20 protein-coding genes are annotated in these 21,611 nt (G+C 36.6%); 3 read left to right on the top strand and 17 right to left on the bottom strand.

The window, feature by feature from the left end; translation table 11 throughout:
• Window positions 1-204: 204 nt before the first annotated feature.
• The 16 genes from E7Z79_RS01420 to E7Z79_RS01345 all read right to left on the bottom strand — a co-directional run bounded on the left by E7Z79_RS01420 (window position 205) and on the right by E7Z79_RS01345 (window position 18,091).
• On the bottom strand, window positions 205-2,496 hold the full coding sequence (locus tag E7Z79_RS01420) for an Ig-like domain-containing protein (RefSeq protein ID WP_303738199.1): 2,292 nt from the start codon (window positions 2,494-2,496) through the stop codon (window positions 205-207).
• A gap of 102 nt (window positions 2,497-2,598) precedes the next feature.
• A complete protein-coding gene (locus tag E7Z79_RS01415; RefSeq protein ID WP_303738198.1) occupies window positions 2,599-3,075 on the bottom strand; it encodes a hypothetical protein in 477 nt (158 codons plus the stop codon).
• 10 nt (window positions 3,076-3,085) lie between these two features.
• Complete coding sequence (npdG, locus tag E7Z79_RS01410; protein ID WP_303738197.1) at window positions 3,086-3,772, bottom strand: NADPH-dependent F420 reductase; 687 nt, start codon at window positions 3,770-3,772, stop codon at window positions 3,086-3,088.
• A 4-nt stretch (window positions 3,773-3,776) separates the two neighbouring features.
• The gene (locus tag E7Z79_RS01405) at window positions 3,777-4,334 is read right to left on the bottom strand and encodes a DUF2284 domain-containing protein (protein WP_303738196.1); all 558 of its coding nucleotides are present in this window, start codon (window positions 4,332-4,334) and stop codon (window positions 3,777-3,779) included.
• A gap of 44 nt (window positions 4,335-4,378) precedes the next feature.
• The gene (locus E7Z79_RS01400) at window positions 4,379-4,723 is read right to left on the bottom strand and encodes a hypothetical protein (RefSeq protein ID WP_303738195.1); all 345 of its coding nucleotides are present in this window, start codon (window positions 4,721-4,723) and stop codon (window positions 4,379-4,381) included.
• Window positions 4,724-4,727: 4 nt separating this feature from the next.
• Entirely contained in the window at window positions 4,728-6,098 is a 1,371-nt protein-coding gene (locus tag E7Z79_RS01395) for an MATE family efflux transporter (protein WP_303738194.1), read from the bottom strand.
• A 4-nt stretch (window positions 6,099-6,102) separates the two neighbouring features.
• On the bottom strand, window positions 6,103-7,455 hold the full coding sequence (cca, locus tag E7Z79_RS01390; RefSeq protein ID WP_303738193.1) for a CCA tRNA nucleotidyltransferase: 1,353 nt from the start codon (window positions 7,453-7,455) through the stop codon (window positions 6,103-6,105).
• Between the two features lie 5 nt (window positions 7,456-7,460).
• Window positions 7,461-8,018, bottom strand: coding sequence for an RNA 2',3'-cyclic phosphodiesterase (gene thpR, locus E7Z79_RS01385; RefSeq protein WP_303738192.1), 558 nt, complete (start codon window positions 8,016-8,018; stop codon window positions 7,461-7,463).
• A 9-nt stretch (window positions 8,019-8,027) separates the two neighbouring features.
• Window positions 8,028-9,158, bottom strand: a complete 1,131-nt coding sequence (locus E7Z79_RS01380) for a 3-dehydroquinate synthase II (RefSeq protein ID WP_303738191.1) — start codon at window positions 9,156-9,158, stop codon at window positions 8,028-8,030.
• Between the two features lie 8 nt (window positions 9,159-9,166).
• Window positions 9,167-9,958 carry a 2-amino-3,7-dideoxy-D-threo-hept-6-ulosonate synthase gene (locus E7Z79_RS01375; protein ID WP_303738190.1) on the bottom strand — a complete coding sequence of 264 codons (792 nt, stop codon included), beginning with the start codon at window positions 9,956-9,958 and terminating at the stop codon, window positions 9,167-9,169.
• A gap of 241 nt (window positions 9,959-10,199) precedes the next feature.
• Window positions 10,200-10,715 (bottom strand): trans-aconitate 2-methyltransferase, encoded by a 516-nt coding sequence (locus E7Z79_RS01370; RefSeq protein WP_303738189.1) that lies wholly within the window; start codon window positions 10,713-10,715, stop codon window positions 10,200-10,202.
• Entirely contained in the window at window positions 10,708-11,553 is an 846-nt protein-coding gene (locus E7Z79_RS01365; RefSeq protein WP_303738188.1) for a pantoate kinase, read from the bottom strand. The genes E7Z79_RS01370 and E7Z79_RS01365 overlap by 8 nt, the downstream gene beginning before the upstream one ends.
• 89 nt (window positions 11,554-11,642) lie before the next feature.
• Entirely contained in the window at window positions 11,643-11,765 is a 123-nt protein-coding gene (locus E7Z79_RS01360) for a hypothetical protein (protein WP_303738187.1), read from the bottom strand.
• A 258-nt stretch (window positions 11,766-12,023) separates the two neighbouring features.
• Window positions 12,024-15,611 carry a right-handed parallel beta-helix repeat-containing protein gene (locus E7Z79_RS01355; RefSeq protein ID WP_303738186.1) on the bottom strand — a complete coding sequence of 1,196 codons (3,588 nt, stop codon included), beginning with the start codon at window positions 15,609-15,611 and terminating at the stop codon, window positions 12,024-12,026.
• Between the two features lie 681 nt (window positions 15,612-16,292).
• A complete protein-coding gene (locus E7Z79_RS01350) occupies window positions 16,293-16,799 on the bottom strand; it encodes a flavodoxin (RefSeq protein ID WP_303738185.1) in 507 nt (168 codons plus the stop codon).
• A gap of 68 nt (window positions 16,800-16,867) precedes the next feature.
• On the bottom strand, window positions 16,868-18,091 hold the full coding sequence (locus E7Z79_RS01345; protein WP_303738184.1) for an FprA family A-type flavoprotein: 1,224 nt from the start codon (window positions 18,089-18,091) through the stop codon (window positions 16,868-16,870).
• A gap of 62 nt (window positions 18,092-18,153) precedes the next feature.
• On the opposite strand from E7Z79_RS01345, the gene E7Z79_RS01340 reads away from it, so the two are divergent.
• Window positions 18,154-18,819, top strand: coding sequence for a histidinol phosphate phosphatase domain-containing protein (locus tag E7Z79_RS01340; RefSeq protein WP_303738183.1), 666 nt, complete (start codon window positions 18,154-18,156; stop codon window positions 18,817-18,819).
• On the top strand, window positions 18,816-19,283 hold the full coding sequence (locus E7Z79_RS01335) for a DUF2115 family protein (RefSeq protein ID WP_303738182.1): 468 nt from the start codon (window positions 18,816-18,818) through the stop codon (window positions 19,281-19,283). The genes E7Z79_RS01340 and E7Z79_RS01335 overlap by 4 nt, the downstream gene beginning before the upstream one ends.
• On the opposite strand, the gene E7Z79_RS01330 is transcribed toward E7Z79_RS01335, so the two are convergent.
• Window positions 19,264-20,235 carry a glycosyltransferase family 2 protein gene (locus tag E7Z79_RS01330; RefSeq protein ID WP_303738181.1) on the bottom strand — a complete coding sequence of 324 codons (972 nt, stop codon included), beginning with the start codon at window positions 20,233-20,235 and terminating at the stop codon, window positions 19,264-19,266. The genes E7Z79_RS01335 and E7Z79_RS01330 overlap by 20 nt on opposite strands.
• A gap of 145 nt (window positions 20,236-20,380) precedes the next feature.
• Between E7Z79_RS01330 and E7Z79_RS01325 the strand changes: the two genes are divergently transcribed.
• Window positions 20,381-21,472 carry an acyltransferase gene (locus tag E7Z79_RS01325; protein WP_303738180.1) on the top strand — a complete coding sequence of 364 codons (1,092 nt, stop codon included), beginning with the start codon at window positions 20,381-20,383 and terminating at the stop codon, window positions 21,470-21,472.
• Window positions 21,473-21,611: the final 139 nt, after the last annotated feature.

Genomic DNA, 21,611 nt, shown 5'->3' with positions numbered 1-21,611 from the left:
GTAAATGCTGCAAAAAACATTTTAGACGAAGGTCTACGCGCCACTGGTTCAATGGTGCTATGCTTAGTAGATTTCATGCCTAATGGTCAAGGAAAATCCACATATTATTATGAATGGAAATGCTTTGACGAAAAAATAGGCATGGCCTAAGAATCTCCGGCTTCTACAAGCCGGAGAGGTTCAACGAAATGATTTGACAATAATTCATCCTTTATTAACTGTGATTTTTGCAGAGCCAGACACCGCAACATAATAGTTGTTTCCACCATATTTGGCAGTGGCGGTAAATTTGCCTTTCTTATTTAATTTAGTTATTTTAAAGGTAGCCCTACCTTTAGAATTGGTTTTAGCAGTGTAGGTCTTGCCGTTGACCTTTAATGTGACTTTAGTATTTTTCATGGCTCTATAACGATTATCCTTTAAAATCATATAGAATTTTTTTACCTTTTCGCTTGCATAGTATTTCATTTTTGATACGATAATGAACGGTTTTGCCTTTTTAACGGTTATGGTAGATGAAGTTGATGACTTGAAGTATTTGCTGTTTCCGTTAAAAGTGACTGTGACCTTATGTGTACCAGGATTATAACTGGATGTGTCTAACAATACTTGACCGTTTTTGTTTGTAGTATATGTTTTTATAACACCGTCGACATTTACCTTTACTTTGGTATTTTTGATTATTGAACCGTCTGCATCATGCAGGTTTATAATAAGAGGATTGTTGATGCCATAGGTTGCGGTTACGCCTTTAACATAAAATGAAGATGCCTTTTTAATAGTTATATGGCTGGTTACCGGATCGGCATTATAGTTGCTGTCATCCATACTCACAACCATGGTGAATTCTCCAAGGTCAAGGTCTACAAAACAGGTTCCTCCGCTTAAGCATGTAGAAACAAATACGAGTTTATTATCTGAATCATATATTTTCACTAATGTTCTAATGTTGTTTATCATGTAGCTTTGGGAATCTGACAGTTTTACTCTGATTTCTCCACCGAAACCGTAAATCGCTTCAAAGTCTGTAACGGTCAATTTATATTTTGGAAGATTATCTTTTAATATGCAATCTGTAAGGGATGTTCTGTAATGGGCTCCACCGGAAATATTAGCTACATTTCCTGTGAAATTTGATCTGACAGCGGCACCGCTATACATCGCTCCGCCGGTCTTTGCATGATTTTCGATGAAATCACATAAAACTGCAGAGCCTCCATAGATTGCACCGCCTTCATTGGCATAGTTTTCTATAAAAATACAGTCATTAACGAAATTGCCGTAAATCGCTCCGCCGGTTGTTGCATGATTTTCCTCGAATTTGGAATTCAATGAATCCCCTTCACAAGCTCCCGCCCTATATGCAGAATTATCTATAAATAAGCATTCTTCAGAATATCCTTTTATTGCACCGCTTGAATCGGTTGCATAATTACTTATGAAAGTACAGTTTTTGGCGGAACTTCCATACATCGCTCCTCCTTCCTGAGCATGATTTCTTCTGAATTCACAGCCATAAGCATAAATATTGTTTAATGCTCCACCTCTTTCTTTTGCATAATTGTTAAAGAACATTGAATTTTCAACAGAATGAACATTTCCGGAAATGGCTCCTCCATGGGTTGCATGATTGTCCCAAAACTCGGAATTGTTTACATAAGATGCATAAACCGCTCCACCTTCGTTTGCTGCATAATTATTAATGAATATACAATTATTGGCAAAGCAGTCACCTCCAATTGCTCCGCCGAAAGTGGAAGCATTATTATCATTGAAATAACATTTGATTAAATTCGCCTTTGATGCGGCTCCATATTTTAACGCAGAATTTCTATTGAATGTGCAATTATAAGCGGAACCTCCTTCCATTGCACCTGAGCTAACAAGGGCATAATTGGATGTGAATTCACAATATATTGCATATGTATCATATATTGCACCGCCGAATGAGGCCTCATTTGAGTTAAAAGTACAGTTTTTAGCAGAACCATTATATATTGCACCGCCATTCATTGCAGTATTGCCTTCAAAGGTACAGTTTTCCGCATTACCATTGAAGATAGCGCCACCAAAATTATCTGCATTATTTGAAATAAATTTACAATCTATGACCGCATAGGAGTTTCCTGTTATTGCTCCTCCGTTTTGAGCATATCCATTAACAAAGTTAACTCCATTTATAAAGACATTTTCAGATATGATGTTGAATATTCTTGCATTGCCTGTAGCATTAATCATATGTCCATTACCGAATATGTTAACAGACCGGTTAATCAAAATTCCATCCTTAAACTCGGAATCTGTATCATTATCAAATGTAAAATCATGATCAAAATAGATATTAACATCCTCATTGTCATTGATTGCATGATTTAACTCTGCGAAACTATTTGCAGATGCATTCAGCACGACCTCATCATCAAAAATAGCAACATCATTGTCACAAGTTACATTGTCTTGCGCATTAACAGCTGAGATGGCAAATAAGCTAATCAATAACATTAAAATAATAATTTTTTTATTTAGCAAACATCCCAACTCCAAAAATTATTAAATATATAACAATATTTATAAAAAATACTATATAAATATTTTAGTTTAAATCTTGATTTCATTGATGATTTTTTGCAGATATCTCTTTTTTAAAACTAGTTCGCGTTTATTTGCTAATTTGATGCTATTTGGCTGGGGCACTTTTTCACTTAATCTTGAAGCTCCCAAATATCTGGTATCACCTTCCCTCAGTTTATGGGCTTGACCATCATCAATGGCTTTTTTGATGATGTAGTAATCTTGAAATAGGATATCAAAATCGTTGCTCAGGTAATATATCTCCAAATCGGTTATAATGCCCGTTTCATCATGCCAAATTATCAATAACGCTTCCTTTTTGAAAAGCTGTGAAAATGAAATCATGTTAAAATAATCCAAATCAGATATTTTAAGCTTATCTGAAGGATATCGCTTTCCGCAAACTTTAGTTGAATACTTCAGAGGTGCAATAAAAAAAGTTTTTGATTCAATTAAGGACACTTCATCAATATTCTTTCCAATTAGAGCCTCAATTGAATCCATAATAATCGAATCAGTCTTTGTCAAGTGCAGGAATTCCAGTAATTCTTAAACCACCGTAATGTGATTTGTATTTGATGTTTAAACCAATCAACAGTGGAGTGATTTTTTCGATTATTCTTGCTTTTTCCAGTATTCCACAGTCAATTGTTTTAATACCAGGGATTTTGTCAATAATTTCAGCAGCTGTGGCTTTAGCATCAGCATCATCACCTGCAATCAAACAGTCACAGTCGATTTCTTCTGGAATGTTTGAAAGGTGAGAGTTTGAGATGTTACAAAATGCACAGATTACTTTTGCACCGGTTCCGTCAAGGATGGAAGCGGTTCTTTCAGCAGCGGATCCCTCCATGAGGTCGACGAATCTGAATGGTTTTCCTCCGATTGCTGTTTCCAGTGGTACTGTTGCATCCATGACAATCTTGTCGTTACAGAACTCTTTGATTCCTTCGACTGTTGGCTTTTGAGCGGCCAATGGTACTGTCAAAATAAGCACATCACCTTCACGGGCAGCATCTTCGTTTGCCATACCTACCATAGATAAATCATAATCTGCTAAGTCTTCTTTTGCTTTTGCAACGACGTCCAATGCTTTTTCTTCTTTTCTGGAACCGACAATTACATCTACACCTGCAATTGCTAATCTTTCAGCAATTCCAAGTCCTTGTGGTCCAGTTCCTCCAATTACACTTACTTTCATGATATCACCCAATTTTTTTGTCATAAAGCAGGCCGCCAACGAATATAAGATATTCAGGCAGCTTGCCATCATGAGCATAATGGATCTTTAATCCGAAAATATCCTCAACAGTCTGGTCGACATCGGCACCCAATGCCTCCAGAGGATACCGCATTTTAAACGGCATCTTACAGTGCATTCCGAATTCCCTTGTGCACTTCATGCAAAGATTGCATTTGCCCAAAAACAGTGCCTGTGAATCCTCATTCTCCAGCACATAGATATCATTCATCAGCCTGGCCTTGAACCTTTCAAATCTCTTGAGAATATGGTTCAATTCTATTTCTGAAAATGTGTGCTCCAGCTCCTCATCTGAAAATTCTATCTTGAATGCCACAATCTTGAGCTTGTTATAGGAGTTCCACAGCTCATCGACATCAAAATCAAAAGGAGGGTAGCTCCAGTTATATCCAAGCATCTCCTGTTCTTCTATGCATAATTTGGAGAATTTTTCGAAGTCTACATAGTTTTTGTAGTACTCTTCGACATCAACGTCGGCGGTGAGTTTTTTAATCTCAGTCATGATTAATAATATAACAACTGAATTAAATAAAAGTTTCTAAAATGTTATCCGTCAAGCACACGGTTCAATCCTATTTTTTTATGGTTGTAGTTTATGGATTTGTTAGTGTCATTTAGTGATTTTTTCAATGTATTTACAATGGCATTCAGCAATTCCTCATCAAAATCTATGCATTGGCCACCTCTGAATTCACAGATTTTGGAAATCTTTTCATTCTCTAGAAAATCAAGATATTCTCCCCAATCATAGTCGATTTCATCAATCAAAATCTTGAGGTCAAGCATTTTGTCATTGAGCCGTGACGCCTTTTTCAATGCTTTCAGTTCAATGTCTGACAATTCGCTCAATTCATCCCGGCCATATTCGTATATGTATGTTTTTTCACTCATCAAATCACCTTTTTGGTGTGAAGTAATCCTCATGTTTGTTTAGATAATAATTAATGTAAATGTAATTGAATATGCATCCTATTGACATTCCAACGACCATTCCTATGTAAATTCCGATATCTGCAAGATTGAATGCGAATGCAAACAGTCCGGCAAAGAGAACCTCTAAGATGAATGCCCTTAGAAATGTCAGGGCAAGTGATATTGTACCTTTGCCCATTGCCTGGAAAAGGTTTCCTGCCACAATACCGAAAGGCATCAATACGATAAAGAAGCATAGGATATGCAGACAATCGATAACCCTTGCAGACAGGACTGCCGCATCTGCTGAGTATGAGAAGATGTATGACAGCGGCTCGGCAAATACAAACAGGAACGCACAGATTATAACTGAAGATATCAATCCCAGCTTTACGCCATAATTCATGGCCGTCTTGAAGTTATTCAAGTTACGTGCCCCATAAGCTGCCCCTCCAACGGTCAATGCGGCCATACCAATACCTATCAGCGGAGCCATTCCCATTGCAACCAGCCTCCATGTGGCAGTATATGCCGCAACGGCAACTGTTCCCGAAAGCAATGTCAGCCAATAGTTCATCAGTATGGATACAAATGAAAGGATAAACTGCTCTAGACTTGCAGGAATTCCGACAACAAGGATATCCTTATATATTCCAAAATCCCTCTTGTATTCACTCATCTTGACTTCCAGAAAGCTGTCCCTTTTATAAAACATCCAATAAATCATCAGAAACATAGGAAGTGTACCGGATAAAACGGTGGCAACTGCAGCACCTCCGACTCCAAGATTAAAGTAATAAATGAAAATAGGGTCCAGAATCATGTTTATGACAGCTGTAAAAAGCAAAGGATATGATGCGCGTCTTATTTCACCCTGTGACCTGAAGATGGCTGCCATCATCGCAGGAAGAAATATTGAAAATATACCTCCAAGGACAATGCTTCCGTAGGTCATTGTCAAATCTATGATTTCTCCTGCTCCCATAATCAAAAGAAGTGGCTTTAGAATAATCAGCATAAAAATGGTTGCTATAACGGTAACAATTATGCTTAGCATTATAGAGTGAATTGCACTGTTTCCAGCATTGTGATAGTCTTCAGCTCCAATGTATCTGGCAATCAGACTGTTTGAACCTGCACCCATACCGTTTGCAAAGCCGACCATCGCCAAAAATAAAGGTGTTACAAAACCGACTGCTGCAAGAGCGTCCGGACCCAAGCCGGATACCCATATCCCGTCGATAATGTTATTCAGCATCATAAATAAGTTTGAAATAATGATAGGTAAGGCCAACTTATTTATCGCTTTTTTCGGATGGTTTACGATTAAGTCTATTTCTTCGGTCTTTTCCATTTGTTCACCTTACAATGTATTGGCCAGGATTTAGGAAATCATCTAAAAAGTCAATATCAACTTCATCAATGTCGATGAACTCATAAGTGTTGATAATGCTCTTTTTAAGGTTTTTTCCAACTTTTATCAATCCTATATGTTCAGTTGTTAAAATATATCTGATCATGTCTACTGCATCAACGAATTCCCTTTTCTGCATGTGCACTAGAAAATCATCCTGAATATAACAGTTTTCACGACCATACTTGGCCACAAAATTCTCACAGGCCTGTGTAATAAATACTTTAGGCCCCACATTAACTTTAACATTGTTTAAGTGTGATGAAGCCATTTCAAGGAGAATAACACAATAATCTGTTTCATCACTCCAATAGTCTGCCTTGAATACATTGAACTCCTCACCATTCAGTTTCCTTTCCAATGCCTGGCAGGTCTTTCTAAGCTGAGGATGCAGAGTGTCCAAAGGAATGTCCGGAATTCTGAATTTAAATGCTATTAAATCACTGTTTCTTGTCTCAAATTCCTCCAGAATATCATCCTTATTTAGATTTTTGTTTAATGGGTAAAAATAATCTTTCTTGTTATCAGAAAATATATAATTTCGGGCTGACTGGATAAATTCAGCCATCTTATCCAATCTTAAGGCAGCACCGACATTACGATTCTTATCAGTAGGATCAATGACGATTAACGGATCCCTGAATTTTTTTGAAGTGCCGTATTCTTCAATATCTATCACGTGCCCAAATTTCCAATTGATTGCTGCTTTCAGTGTTTTTTCAAAATCGCCATATTTGAGTATCAGCAGTTCGCACAGATAACCGGCAAATCCGCCAACCTTAAACTCTGAACCGTAAGTGCCAGTCATTGCCATGAATCGTTTCAACAGCAGAACTTCATCCTGCTGGCTTTCACTTAAATTGGCCTTTACATAACGGGTGTGCAAAATGGTCCTGTCGACGGCAGATTGCAACTGGTCGCCACTTTCGATGGCATAGCATGGAACAATGTCAACCTCACATCCTTCAATATCGGTTGTCACATAGGGATGTGATGCAAAATGATGTTGGGCGGTGACTCCGAACTCATCACAGCATTCATGGGCCAGCTCGAGACCCTTATCTTTCAGGTATTTCTTTTCAGTTCCCAATGGAAAAGCTATAAAGATATCGATATCCGATTTTCCCTTAAGTGCAGTATTTTTAGCAACGGACCCCACCAAATTTATGTTGGCGTCAATGCCCTTATCATCACATGCATTTTGCAGGAACTTCATTATACTGTCTGATACACTGAAAATATGCTTTTTTTCAGCTTCAGTAGGTTTAATATCTTTTAGTATAGCTTCATAATCCATGGTCATCATAATTCAAATATCTTCAAATCTTCATATATCGGTCCGGCAGGTGTCAGGGTTGATTTTTTAAGGGATACTTTTGTCACTTCCATCTCGCCGATTTCAACATCACTGAACTCTTCTATTGTTGATTTTACTTTATTCTTGTTTTTAGCTGATTTCATGCGTCCTATTGTCAGGTGTGTTGAGAATTTCCTGTCCTTATCCAAACCTAAGCGAACAAATTCCTTATCCAACTTGTCATGCATGTCCCTTATGATGGAATCCTCATCAATTCCCACCCAAATGACATTGATGCGGTTATTGTTAGGAAATGCTCCGCAGCCTTTAATTTTAATATTGAATGAGTCAAATTCGCCTAAAACATTGGATATTGCGTCTTCAAGCAAATTCAGACCTTCAGTATCAATTTCGCCAAAGAATTTTAAGGTCAAATGTAGGTTAACTAAATCCACATATTTTATTCTTGCATCCGTTTTTTTGAATTCCCTGATAATCTTGTTTATCTTTGGCTTTAAGTCATCATCCAAATCAATGGCAAGAAATGCTCTTATCTGTGACATCAAAAACACCTATTGTTCGATAATTGTTTCATCAATCGCTATTCCGAAGTGGCGGGCATTTGATTCAATGTATACCTTTACCTTATCACCCGGCTTTACGTCAGCCACTGACAGAGGATTGTCGTTTTCATCAACTATTCTGATTGTTTCAGCATTTTGAAGTAATGTTCTGATGATTTGTCCTTCATATTCAGCTTCAATTAGTATTAATGGTCTTCTTTCGATTTTACTTCTTCCGACATAAGCTGTTCTGGTTTCACCTTTGGTATTGACAATCAATACCTCATCTCCGGCAACCAGTTCAGACAGGTATCTTGTCTTGTTGCCCGGCACCATAACATAAGCCTGAACAGGCCCTGCATTTACCCTGAATGGACGTGATGCAACATATTCGCTTTCCAAACTTTCGGAGTGAACCAAAAACATTGATTTTGAATATGAACCGATAAGCATTCCTTCACCCGGCTTCATCATGTCGGTTGTATCAACACAGACACGGTCCCCTGAACCCAATGGCTTTACATTGGTTACGGTAGCAATCTGGAGTTCATATTTTGCCTGTGACGCTTCAACAACTTCCTGTGCAATTTTTTTGATTTGATTGAAGTCATTGGCTTCAAATATTATTCCATCGGTTCCGTGTTCCAGTGTTTCAAGTGCAACGCGGGCTCCGTCAAGGTCACGTACTGCAGCAATGATTTCAACATCAACCTTCTGCAAATCTGCAATGATGTTTTCAAGTGGAATGATTGTCCAGTCGGTTCCGACAAGGATGACATAGTCCACGACTTCTCCAAGTTTCACTGCCAATTGCTCATGTGCCTTATCGGTGATTACTACATATGCGCATACTTTTTTTCCTTCGCTTTTTGCTTTTTTTGCATTTGCAATATCAACTGAATCCTTAAAATCCTCATTCAACTCTATGAATCCATCGCCTTCACCATTTATTCCGACCAGATAGATGTCCGCATCATCACTGTTGGAGATTATCTTCACGTTTCCCAATTTCCTGATGTTTTCAATGTCGTCAAGGTCTAGAACATGGTCGATTCCTGATTCCAATGCAGTTGTAATCATCTCTTTCTTGTCTTCCCACACTTCATCAGGTGTTGATATCCAAGCGAATTTGTTCTGCATTATTCCACCTAGTCTAAGAATTTCATTGCTTCGTCAACATCAGCATCATGATGGACGATTTCGGAAATTGCACGGGTGATTTTTCCAGGGTTTTCTGCCTGGAAGAGGTTACGTCCAAATGCAACTCCTGCTCCACCGACTTCAAGGGAATCCTTAACCATCTGCAACAATTCCTCATCGGTGTCTATTTTCGGTCCGCCGGCAATTACTACAGGCACAATTGCTCCTTCAACAACTTCTTTGAATGAATCAGGGTCTCCTGTGTAGTTGGTTTTTACAATATCCACACCAAGTTCTGATCCTACACGGGCAGCATGCTTTACGAATTCCACATCATGCTCGTTTTCAACCTTTTGTCCACGTGGGTACATCATTGCAAGAAGAGGCATGCCCCAGTAGTCGCAGGTTTCTGCAATGCTACCTAATTCCTGTAGCATCTGACTTTCGGTTTCTGAACCCAGGTTTACGTGAATGGATACCGCATCGGCACCTAACTGAATTGCCTTTTCGACACTTGTTACTGTAACCTTATCGTTTGGGTCAGGTGCAAGAGAAGTACTTGCTGACAAGTGAACGATAAGACCTATATCCTTACCGTAACCACGGTGACCTTGCTTTACAATTCCTTTGTGCATGAGAATAGCATCTGCTCCACCTTGGGAGATCTCTTCAACTGTCTCATCCATATCGATGATTCCAGGAATCGGTCCGCTTGACACACCATGATCCATAGGTGCAATTACAGTTCTACCAGTATTTCTATTTATGATTCTTTCTAAACGGATTTTTTTACCTATCATTTTTACAACCTTTTTACTTATGAATTATATTTTTAGTGATTATGATATATAATAGTAATTATACAAAAATATAAAAACAGATATATCCATTTAAATGAATTATTAATAAGATATTAAATGCTCTAAACAATGATTTAAATTCACTTATTATATTTTTTTAAGTTTAATACAAAGTCTTTGATAGTCTATACATGTTTTAATATATGTAAAAAATTTGATTTTATATTAATTTTAAACTTAACTATTTTTTGAGTTTCGGTGTCCACAAGTCGAATTCCTTTATCAATGGAGGAATGCCCGAATCATGATAGCTTTCAAGATAACCCGTAGTTGTGCGGTAATCCTCCTCGCCAACACTCGCAGAATTGAAGAATTCCAAAAGTCCTCGGTTCCTTATCACAGTATGTTTTGGTTTGAATGTGCTGGACCAGATATAGAACACCTTGAAAGTAGTATCTGGATGATATCCTCCTCCCAAATCAATTGCCAATACATCACATGATTGAGTAATCTTATAAGCTTCGGCAATAATCTCATGCCGGCGAACATCCCCCGGAATGAATTGCACATTTTCGATGTTTTTCATCTCATCGACTGCCTCAGGAGAATTGTCCACGGCAATCACCCTACATTCAGGAGCCATCAGTTTTGTGGTGCCCCCCACATGACATCCCAATTCAATTACCGTATCGTCCGCTTCAACCAGTTCTAGCAGATCACTGCGATATTTTTTTACATCATAACATAACTTAATCATAAACTATCCCGACATTGTTGAGTTTATCTATATGCAAGTTTTCAACTTCCACATTTTTGAAGGCATCTTCATTTTCGGCAAATGCAAATACCGTATTTCCAAGCATAGCCATGGAAGTGCCTAAAATATCAGGCCTGGAATCAAAATAATCAACTAGATTTTTCACATCCTCCGACATCAATTTTGTCTCATGGGAAAACCTGTTTGAAAAATCCAGGAAATTCCTTAGGCTCGGCTTTTCCTCAAAATATTCAAGATATTTCAAGCCCACATCGGATATCACCTGCTTATGGTGCGGATCTTGAATGATACTTGAGGTTTCAATGCCTCCAAAAGTCTTCCATGCCACAAAGCATTCATGCTTGAATGATTTGATCTTGCCAATTCCCGGAGCGCCTGGCTCAACCCTTAAAACCATACCCTGTCCAGTCTGTGCAATAACATCGCCCAAACCTGCACCCAGGTTGACTTCAGCCATGTGTGCAATCTGACCGCACAATTCAGCCGAATAGCTCAAATCCAAAAACTCATTCAGGGCAAGAGTCAGACTCAGCGCTGAAGCGGCAGACGTTCCGAATCCTGCCCCAATAGGCAGCTGAATGTCCTGTGTGACTTTAAAATCAGTGTCAATTTCCAAAATATTTAAGACCTCATCGATTACCGTTGAGCCTCCCTGATTAACATCAACCGTTAATTCACTGGAATTCGAAACAGTTGTCTTGACTCCTTGAGACAATAAGAATCCTGCACCGCATGACCCCTTTTTAAGAGTTATGTCATGGTCTTCTATAGTGAAAAACCCGGTAATGTGGCCAGGAACAAAAACTGAATTTGACATAATTTATATTATGTTTTTAAATTAATTAAAATTTTTTAAAAATAATTTGATTTTGAAAAAAATTAGAAAATTAAAAGATTAATCCAACATTATTTGTTTTTACAGCATCCAAAAAAGAAGTTTTTGACTTTTCTGACTTTAGATTTACTTTTTTTCTTTTCTAGTTCCTGTCTTTCATGCATATGTCTTCTTGCTTCGGCCATATCACTCATAATTACACCTCACATTAATTTAGTTATGCCTAAATATTATTTTGTAAAATATCCTATATAAAGTTAATCATTGAAAGGATATATGAATTGTTTTCTTTAAAGATTATTCAGTGATAAAAATAATTTAAAAAGATTTTGAGAGTATCTAAACGCAGATTCATAATGTTTGCCAAATGATTTGACGATTGGCCAAAAAAACTAGTTTTAAAATAAACATTAAAAAAAAAGAGAAAAAAGTAGAAGTTAAAAAACTTCTATTTATTTTTTAAATTTTCTAATTCCTGATACACTAAGAATCAAAAGAACAGCCAATAAAGCAAACAGAGGATTACCAGTTGCCCTTTTTAAGTCCACATCAGTTCCCTTCAAATCTTCAGGTACATTAGAGGTTGTGTTTGTAGTATCATTTTTCCTATTTTTGTTGTTTGAGTTATTTGTATTATTGGTATTGTTGTTGTCGGTTTTATTTTCAAATGTTTCTGTAACATTCTTTGCAGTTGTTTCATTGGTTGAATTACTGCCTGCAACAACGATGTTAGTGAAATTACCTACCTTAATGGTTTTAAAGAATACTGTAAACTGAGACCTTTCACCTTCAGCCAAAATGCCATCATAAGTCCATTTATTTTTGCCATCAAAGGACCATCTGCCTGAAACTGATGTGAAATGATCATAAACCAAACCATCGAATTTGAGCTCTTTTACATAGACATCTTCCAAATCACAGTCTCCAGTATTTGTAACACGAATAAGGAAGCTTGTTAACTCGCCAACAGCGACCTTTGGAGTCATGGTAATTTTTACAACACTTAACATAGGCTCATGGATAACAGTGTCGTTTTTACCGCTGCCCTCTGTCTGGTTGTTGTCAACAGCCACTACATTAGTGAAGGTACCTGCCTTTAAAGTGTTATATATCACCATTATCTCGGCAGACTCACCCACCTGCAGGGTGCCGTTGTATTGCCATTTAGGTTTGTCCATTGTACCGATAAAAATCCATTTACCGGTTGTATCGGAAAAGTCCTGATAACTTAAACCTTGGGAATTCATTTCAGTAACATTAATATTGCTTAATTCACATTCGCCTGTATTGTTGATGCGAATCATGAAAAACGCAGGCATTCCAACTGTAACTTCCGGAGTCAGAGAGACTTTTTCTACGGTCATATTCGGAATATAGACCGGGAAAATGACAGTGTCATTTCCGAAAGTATGATTGGAAAATCCTACAGAAACGTTGTTCTCCATTATTCCTGAGTCTGTTACATTGAAAGTTAGAATAACAAATGCAGTTTTGCCGATTTCTAATGTTTCGTTCAGTATCCAAAGATTTTTAGTTGCATCATAATTCCAATTGAATGGGGATCTGAATGAATCATATACCAATCCATTGCTGAATCCTGTTTCGTTTATCCATACTGATGTAAGATTGCATTCCCCTGTGTTTTTAACAGTGATATTAAAGTCAACCTGTTTTCCGATTACTACAGGATTGGTTAAAACCTCTTTTTCAACTGTCAAGTTTGTCTTGTTTACAGTGAACACGAATACGTTTTGAGTTGATGAAGGGACAATTATTTCTCCGAAGTTAAAAATCTCTACGGTTCCGTCATCATTTAATCTTAATGCACCATTGGTTGGGACTCTGAATCCGGAATCATACAGTGAAACGACATCATTAACAATCGCGTTGTTGTTGCTTTTGAAATCATGATCAGTGAAGATGTTTATTATATCTCTGAATGATGCATAATCGGATTCATCATTCCAATATTTGAACATTAAAATTTTAAGATATTCACCTACATACTCTTCAGATAAGGAGTTTTGTAAAAACCTTAAATCTTCCCACATTACTCCATATTTTGGAGCATCTGCATCTTCTTCAACACAAAATGCAGTATAGCCATCCACATATGTTATTCCTTTTTTTGAATCATAAGTCATGTACATATACTTTGTATGATGTAATGAAATGGAATCTTGTCCAGGATGAACGTTATTGTTTTCAATCAATTCAGTAGCAGCCACTATATACCATCCATCATCAGCGGAATTGTCATAAAACTCTGAATTTGAAACATTTGCAAGGATAGTGCAAATCGCTCCACCATGGAAAGCAGTGTTTCCAATAAATTTAGAATTTGTGATTGTCGGATAATCAGCACCTATAGCTCCACCATATCCTTTAGCCTGATTATTGATGAATGTACAGTTGTTTATGGTATCGCCTTGCCTAGTACTGGAGATTGCTCCACCACCATATCTTTCAGCGATATTTCCTACAAAAGTATCATTTTCAAGGGTATTGTGTCCATACTCAAACACTATTGCTCCACCCATAAGTCCAACATTATGAGTGAAATTTGAATTAGTTATGGTAGGATTGTAAGCTAATGAAAATATTGCTCCACCTTTAGTCATATTTCTATCAAATGGAGGTTTCGGAAATACTCCATTGTTTACAAAGGTACAGTTATCCACTTTCGGATCTTTACAATAGGCACCGGGTCCAAGATAAATAGCTCCACCTTTTTCCGCATAATTACCCTCAAATTTAGAGTTTAGGACTGAATCATTCTCACCATATTTGATACATATTGCACCACCATATCTGGAACAATGATTTTTAACGAACTCTGAATTATTTATTATTACATTGCTAGCAATAGAGTATATTGCTGAACCATCATAATCTGCAGTATTCCTATAGAATGAACAATTATTAATTATAGTGTTTTCTGAGGAATCATGAACATACACAACACCATAACCTGGTGCATTATTATCATGCATACGAGTATTGTTGATAACGTTATTTTTTCCGTTCATCCAAATTCCTGCACCATCACCATTATATACATCGTTTATAGATATAGCTATACAATTTGAAATTTCACAATTGTTGACAGTGATATTGTCACAGTCCTTTAACGCGATTGCTCCACCCTGGTCGGAATAACAGGATGAGAATCTGACATTATCAATCAATGAACCTGAAGCACGTGCACCCTGAAGATAAATTCCACCACCATATATGTTTATAATAGTAGTTTTTGCTGAAGATACAGTTGAATTAACAATTTTTATTTTTTTATCTGAATAAATTCCACCGGCATTACGTGCAGTTGAGTCATAAAAACTACAATTTGCAATTAATGTATTTGAACCAGTGTTATAGATTCCGGCGGCGAAATAAGTGGCTTTATTTCCATTAATCTTTGAATTTATGATTGAAATACCCTCATGGGCTGCAATATAAATTCCGCCACCTCTGCCATTGTTGGCATTATTGGAATTTATTGTACATTTATCCACACAAATATTGTCCCCATCAAGATATAATGCACCACCGTTAGTGGTTTTACCTTTGGTCAACTGCAATCCTTTTAAAACAACATTATTTCCTGTAATCTTAAAGATCTGACGAGTGTTTTCACCATCAAAAACAGGTGTTCCCTCATCAGCAACGATTGTCAAGTTGTTAACGCCGATTGTCAAACCTGTATTAGAGGTTCCTTTATATGTTCCAGGCATTATGTGAATAACGTCGCCCTCATTACAATTGGATAATGCGCTTTGTAAATCAGAGTAAGGACTAGATTGTGAACCGTCTCCACCAGTCGCAGCACCTGCATCTACATACCAACTGTTTCCGTCACCCAAAACATCTCCATCTGAAGATTTTAAAGCATCAGAAACATCATTATTTTCTACAGCCAAATTACCATCTTCTGCTCCAACCCCAAATGAATCCATTTCATCTGAAGCCGCAACAGCATTCAAAAATACTAATAATACAATCAATACCAATAAAATTTTAAATAGTTTATTAAATTTCATTTTTTCCCTCAAATGAGAGTCAAATCAAAATATAAACTAATCAAATTCAATAATTTAATAATATAAATTAAATTTATTTCCAGTTAATTTAAACATCTTAATAAATAATATCCCCAATTATCAGCATGCCCATTAATAACGAAACAGAACTGGCCACTGGCCAATCATGCACACTATCAACAGCACTAAACCGAAAAATACCAATCATTCTCAGCTAAATTCTGCGTACATTTGATTTTTTATATTTATTTTAAGATTTGATCTAACGAATAAATCACATTATATATTATTTAAATTATGTGTAAATCAAATTTTTATTAATTGATTTTTCATTTAAATAAATATTTTTTAAAAAATATTCATTTTTTAACAATAACTATATTTCTTTAAATAACTATTGCGTACAAATATATTAATATAAATTATTATTTAAAACTTTTGATAATAAAAAATATTAATAAATGAACAAAATAACAAAAATAACAATATATAAACATATTTTTTTTCATGAATATTATTTAAATAGTAACTATAAGAAATGCGAGACCATTCAACTAATATAGCAAATAATTTACATAAACCATTTTCTAGAAAAGAAATATAAAAAATATATGACAAAAACAATCTAATATCAAAATTGATTTTTTAATAAAATAATAAAAAAAGAAATTAAAAATTGAATCAATCTTCAATCCATGATTTTACGGTTTCCTTTGCATCATATACATTTGCGCCGGGAATTGACAGACCATTTTTAATGTCTGCACCTTCACACAGTTTCGCCAAATCCTTTTGTGATGAGCCGAAACCTGATCCTTCATGTGTTACAAAAGGTTTTACAGATTTTCCTGCAAAATCCAGTTGTTCCAATTGGGTAAACATTGGCATCGGCAATGTGCCCCACCAGTTCGGAAATCCAATGTATACTGTATCATACTCAGCGATGCTCTCCAAAGTTTCCCTGATTTCCGGCCTTGCATCTGCCTGCTGTTCCTTTTGAGCAACATCGATGCATTCCATGTAGTCTGCAGGATATTCAACTGCCGGTTCAACCTTAAACAGGTCTGCACCATCCAGTTCCTGGATGTATTCGGCAATCACTTCGGTATTTCCCTTTTCAATGTTTTTGAGTTCTCCTCCGAAGTAGTTTTCACCACTTCTTGAAAAATATATTACAATGCTTGACATATCATCACCTTAGTTGCGATTTACAACAATCATGATTTTAAAAAAAATAATGGGAAATAGTCTTTTGACTATTCCTTAATTGAACGAGCGAGTTCCACACCTTTTTCGAATGCTTCAGCTAAAACATCCTCATCAGGGACGAACAATACATCCAATGTATCGGTTACGGTAAATCCTGCTTCCTCAAGGTCACGTTGAAGTTTTGCAACAGCACCTCCACCCCATCCTTTGGATGAGAATATCAAAGCGCTTTTCTCGCTTCCGGTTCCTTTGAAGTTGACACAGTCAAGCCAGTACATCATGTTACCTATTCTTGGGAACGGCTTGTTCATCATTGTAGGAGCACCGAGTGCAATTGCCTTAGAGTCCAAAATATCGGTAATTACGTCATCAGGACCATCTTCCTGCATGAAGTACATTGCAACTTCAACTCCTTCGCTCATGATACCTTCAGCAATTTGATAAGCCAATTTCTCGGTTGAGTGATGCATGGTGTCAAAGATAACTGTGATTTTGTCCTTACATACACCTGATCCCCATTCTTTGTATTTTTCAACGATTGGAGCCGGATTTTTCCAGATTTGACCGTGACATGGTGCAATCATCTTGATGTCATTGATCAATCCTGTATTGGTCAATTCATCCAGTTTCATCCTAAGCATTGGGGAGCCTAAAGTCACCAGGTTAGCATAGTATTTCTGTGCTTCCCTAAGAAGATAGTTTGTGTCATAAAACTCATCGAATCTTTTGGAATGAGCCACATGCTGACCGAATGCGTCATTTGAGAACAGTATGCCTTCTTCTGCAAGCAGTGTGAACATGCTGTCAGGCCAGTGAAGCATTGGTGCTGAAATGAATTTGAGGGTTCTTCCTCCGATGTCCAGCTCATCACCGGTTGCTACGGCATTGATTTCCAAATCGCCGAAATTGTGATATTGTGCTTCAAGGAAGTTTATACAATTTTGTGATGCGTAGATTTCAGCATCAGGATTGTACTCTTCTATGGTTTGCCTTAAGAATGTGGAATGGTCCATTTCGGAGTGGTTTTGAACGAATACGTCAATTTTGAATTCTTTTCCTTCCTGTTCGAATGCGTCCTTTACCCTTGCATCGAACTGCTCGAACATTCCTCTGTAAACATTATCAATCAATACGGTTTTTTCTTCACCGAATACCAAATATGCATTGTATGTGGTTCCTGGAATTCCATATCCATGGAAAGTCCTGCTGTGCCAATGGATTACACCAACCCAATAAACACCATCTGCCATTTTAACTGCTTTTGCTTTCATTTTTATACCTCAAAATTTTAGGTTATATAAATATATATTCTATATTCTATATAAATTATTATATGACTAAAAGAATCGATTTACATATGCACAGTTTATTCAGTGACGGAGAACTTCTGCCGTCAGAACTTGCAAGAAGAGCATTGAAACTGAACCATGAAGCCATAGCTATAACAGACCATGTAGACTGGTCAAACGTGGATACAATACCTGCCATCCAGGACGCCATTGATGACATCAACAGCAAATGGGACATAACCGTCGTTTTAGGCGCCGAAGTGACCCATGCACCATGCGAATCAATTGACGGGATTGCAGCTCGTGCCAAAGAGCTGGGAGCAAAGATTGTGGTTGTCCATGGAGAGACATTGAACGAACCCGTTACTCCAGGAACCAACAGGGCAGCCGTTGAATCCGAACATGTTGACATCTTAGGCCATCCTGGCCTGATTACCGTTGAGGAAGCTGAAATAGCAAAGAAAAATGACATTTACCTGGAAATTTCCGCAAGGCAGGGACATTGTCTTGGAAACGGCCATGTTGCAAACATTGCACGTGAAGTGGGAAACAATCTGCTCGTGAACACCGATACACACTCACCTGATAACATAATAACCTTTGAAAAGTCATACGAAATCGCTTTAGGTGCAGGACTGACACATGAAGAGGCTATGAAGGCAATTGTAGACAATCCAAGGGAACTCCTTTCAAAAAAAGGGATTTTATGAAGGCGTCAAAACTATTGTCAATTATCAGAAAGGATCTGGAAAACTATCCAATAGACTATTTGAGAAACAAGGTAACCGACCCGAGATATAGGGATCCGTTGACCAAAAAGCTTGCAAAATATAACAGCGAAGTTTATGATGAGATTTATGCCGTTGAAATAACAGACGATTTTGAAATTAAAGATGGCGTGATTAAAAATATGCGCGGCGACATCGGATTTTATTTTGAAAGGTATGCCGGAGGTGATGATGAAACCAAACGATTCACCGAAAACATATCATTGTATCTGGCTTTGATTGCCAAAAAGCCGCTGCATCCATTCAGTAAAGATAAAAGTGATGATGTATATTACTCAGATGGTGAGTACTACTGCAAACCACGCTTGACAGCTCTTCATGACGAAAGGTCACTTTGCAGGTACTGCGTATGTAAAAATATGGGATTCAGCGGGATGTTTTACTGAATTCCTCATAATCTCCTGACTTCAAAACATCCAAAAAGAACTTCTTTTTTACGGGACCAAGTTGAGTCAAAAAGTCCTCATAATATTTAGTTGATTTAATTGATTCATAGTCCCTTTTAATCAAATCAAACATGTGTGACTTATATTTTAGTGGCATGTCCCTTAAAGCAAATCGAGGCCCATTGATTTTATAGGCAAGAAGGTCGAACTTGTATGCATCATACCATCCATTTTCAATGAAAATCCTCATAAGTTCTTGACCTGCAGGCACAGTGTCAAAGAACTTCTCGTCAACAACATTGGTGATTGACTTTTCATGCTTTCTTCTGACATACAGGGGCATTTTTATTATTGATATCCTTTCTGCCTTGAGATAAACATAGTAAAAGAACGGCATGTCCTCAAAGAATATTCCTTCAAGGAATTTTGCATTGATTTTTTCAAGAAAATTTCTGTTGTATATTTTTTGACAGACCCCCACAGACAGATCAAAAATGGAACCGGGAGTCTCGCTCGGTTTGAAAGCCCTGTTTTCAAAGCTTTCGTCAAAGGTTTTCATGTCAAACCAGTCATTTCCGTAGTATTTCTCACCGTTATAATTGATCATCTGAAAAAATGTCAAATCTGCATCAAATTTTGTAATTTCCGCATAGGCTATATCCAGTGCATCAGGACAGAACCAATCATCCGAATCTAGATACATAACATAATCCCCATTGGCTATTTTCAGGGCATTGTTTCTAGCTGCTCCCGGACCCTGGTTTGGCTGGTCGATGATTGTGATTCTATTGTCGCTAAAAGAGCTTATGATATCTAATGTGCTGTCTGTTGATCCGTCATTTACAATGATTAACTCAAAATCTACAAATTTCTGTGCCAGAACGCTTCCGATTGCTTTTTCAATATAGTTTTGCGAATTAAAAGCCGGTAGAATAACAGATATTTTTACCATAATACTATTCTAAAATTAATTGTATAAAAAATTAGTTGACTCATTATTAAATGAAACGATTTCAATATATGTACACAAATTTAATAATATCAAAACATAAAAGTATAATATACATAATATAATTATATGTAGGTGTATAATAAAAATGACATTTTCATCAACACATCCCAAAAAAAGAATTTTCTACTTTGATGCTTTAAGGGCGTTGGCTATTATTTGCGTAATTATTATCCACGCCTATGCCAGAAACTATCACATAATACTTACAGAAATCGACCCCTACCCAACCTATAAATATATTTACACTCACATGATGTCAGACTGGTTTAGGATAGGTGTTGATTTATTCTTAATGCTTTCAGGAGCCCTGTCGCTAGGTAGAAATTGGGAAATAAAAGACTTTTTAGGAAAAAGAATACCTAGAATTGTGTCTCCTTTCCTGTTTTGGGGAATAACATTAAGTTTATTGATGATTATTTGTTCATATTATTTTAATTTTCACATAATCAAAAGTTATGATTTTATGTCCATATTAAATTATATATATAACTCATTCTTAGCTCATAACAAAGGTTTCACTCCGTATTGGTTCTTTTGGATGATATTGGGAACTTACTTGATAATGCCAATATTTAATAAATGGCTCATTCTTGCTGATTTAAAAGAAGCTGAGTACTTTTTAGTATTTTGGTTGATTACCTGTTTATTTGATGCAACTCTACTTATTGATTTCCCAATCAAATTAAATTATTTCACAAGCCCTATAGGTCTGGTTGTTTTAGGTTATTATTTAAGACACACAGAAAGGAAACTTCTAAATAATCCATACTTTGACATTTTATTGATAGCGGTTCCATGTATAGTAATGTTGATTCTGTCAGTGCATTTTTCAACTCCAAACAAATTTTTTGTGTTCGCAAGATACTCCCTGCCAGTATCAATTGAAGTAATGGGAATATTTTTACTGTTTAAGAACTTCTCCAAACTTCCAATTTCATTTAATTTCCTTAAAAATCAGAATGGAATATTCAGAAAATCAGTTGCAATTCTTGCAAAATATAGTTATGGAATCTACTTAATCCATGCTGTAATTCAATATTTGCTACTGAAACTGCCAATCCACGGATATAACTTAAGAGTGTTCATTTGTATATTTGTAGCGCTATTCCTTTCAGTTCTAGTAATGGACATATTCAATAGAATTCCGTACATTAACCAGATTATCGGTGCAAAATGAGTAAAAATAGGCATGTGAAAATATTAAAAGAAATTAAAAATATTATAAAACCTATAACTTAATTTTTTAATATAATCAGCACAACGATTTTTATAAAAATTTAAGTTCATATAATTTGCTAATCATAGATTCAAAAGAC

The sequence above is a fragment of the Methanobrevibacter thaueri genome, from assembly GCF_015062905.1.
Classification (GTDB): domain Archaea; phylum Methanobacteriota; class Methanobacteria; order Methanobacteriales; family Methanobacteriaceae; genus Methanocatella; species Methanocatella thaueri_A.
This window is presented reverse-complemented; position numbering and strand designations above follow the sequence as displayed.

What these genes read in the sequence shown, in the direction of transcription:
- E7Z79_RS01400 (WP_303738195.1), bottom strand. Translation starts at nt 4,723, where the DNA reads ATGAGTGAAAAAACATACATATACGAATATGGCCGGGATGAATTGAGC.
- E7Z79_RS01415 (WP_303738198.1), bottom strand. Translation starts at nt 3,075, where the DNA reads ATGGATTCAATTGAGGCTCTAATTGGAAAGAATATTGATGAAGTGTCC.
- E7Z79_RS01335 (WP_303738182.1), top strand. Translation starts at nt 18,816, where the DNA reads ATGAAGGCGTCAAAACTATTGTCAATTATCAGAAAGGATCTGGAAAAC.
- E7Z79_RS01380 (WP_303738191.1), bottom strand. Translation starts at nt 9,158, where the DNA reads ATGCAGAACAAATTCGCTTGGATATCAACACCTGATGAAGTGTGGGAA.
- E7Z79_RS01395 (WP_303738194.1), bottom strand. Translation starts at nt 6,098, where the DNA reads ATGGAAAAGACCGAAGAAATAGACTTAATCGTAAACCATCCGAAAAAA.
- E7Z79_RS01330 (WP_303738181.1), bottom strand. Translation starts at nt 20,235, where the DNA reads ATGGTAAAAATATCTGTTATTCTACCGGCTTTTAATTCGCAAAACTAT.
- E7Z79_RS01355 (WP_303738186.1), bottom strand. Translation starts at nt 15,611, where the DNA reads ATGAAATTTAATAAACTATTTAAAATTTTATTGGTATTGATTGTATTA.
- E7Z79_RS01325 (WP_303738180.1), top strand. Translation starts at nt 20,381, where the DNA reads ATGACATTTTCATCAACACATCCCAAAAAAAGAATTTTCTACTTTGAT.
- E7Z79_RS01375 (WP_303738190.1), bottom strand. Translation starts at nt 9,958, where the DNA reads ATGATAGGTAAAAAAATCCGTTTAGAAAGAATCATAAATAGAAATACT.
- E7Z79_RS01340 (WP_303738183.1), top strand. Translation starts at nt 18,154, where the DNA reads ATGACTAAAAGAATCGATTTACATATGCACAGTTTATTCAGTGACGGA.
- E7Z79_RS01345 (WP_303738184.1), bottom strand. Translation starts at nt 18,091, where the DNA reads ATGAAAGCAAAAGCAGTTAAAATGGCAGATGGTGTTTATTGGGTTGGT.
- E7Z79_RS01350 (WP_303738185.1), bottom strand. Translation starts at nt 16,799, where the DNA reads ATGTCAAGCATTGTAATATATTTTTCAAGAAGTGGTGAAAACTACTTC.
- cca (WP_303738193.1), bottom strand. Translation starts at nt 7,455, where the DNA reads ATGGATTATGAAGCTATACTAAAAGATATTAAACCTACTGAAGCTGAA.
- E7Z79_RS01360 (WP_303738187.1), bottom strand. Translation starts at nt 11,765, where the DNA reads ATGAGTGATATGGCCGAAGCAAGAAGACATATGCATGAAAGACAGGAA.
- thpR (WP_303738192.1), bottom strand. Translation starts at nt 8,018, where the DNA reads ATGTCACAGATAAGAGCATTTCTTGCCATTGATTTGGATGATGACTTA.
- E7Z79_RS01405 (WP_303738196.1), bottom strand. Translation starts at nt 4,334, where the DNA reads ATGACTGAGATTAAAAAACTCACCGCCGACGTTGATGTCGAAGAGTAC.
- npdG (WP_303738197.1), bottom strand. Translation starts at nt 3,772, where the DNA reads ATGAAAGTAAGTGTAATTGGAGGAACTGGACCACAAGGACTTGGAATT.
- E7Z79_RS01370 (WP_303738189.1), bottom strand. Translation starts at nt 10,715, where the DNA reads ATGATTAAGTTATGTTATGATGTAAAAAAATATCGCAGTGATCTGCTA.
- E7Z79_RS01365 (WP_303738188.1), bottom strand. Translation starts at nt 11,553, where the DNA reads ATGTCAAATTCAGTTTTTGTTCCTGGCCACATTACCGGGTTTTTCACT.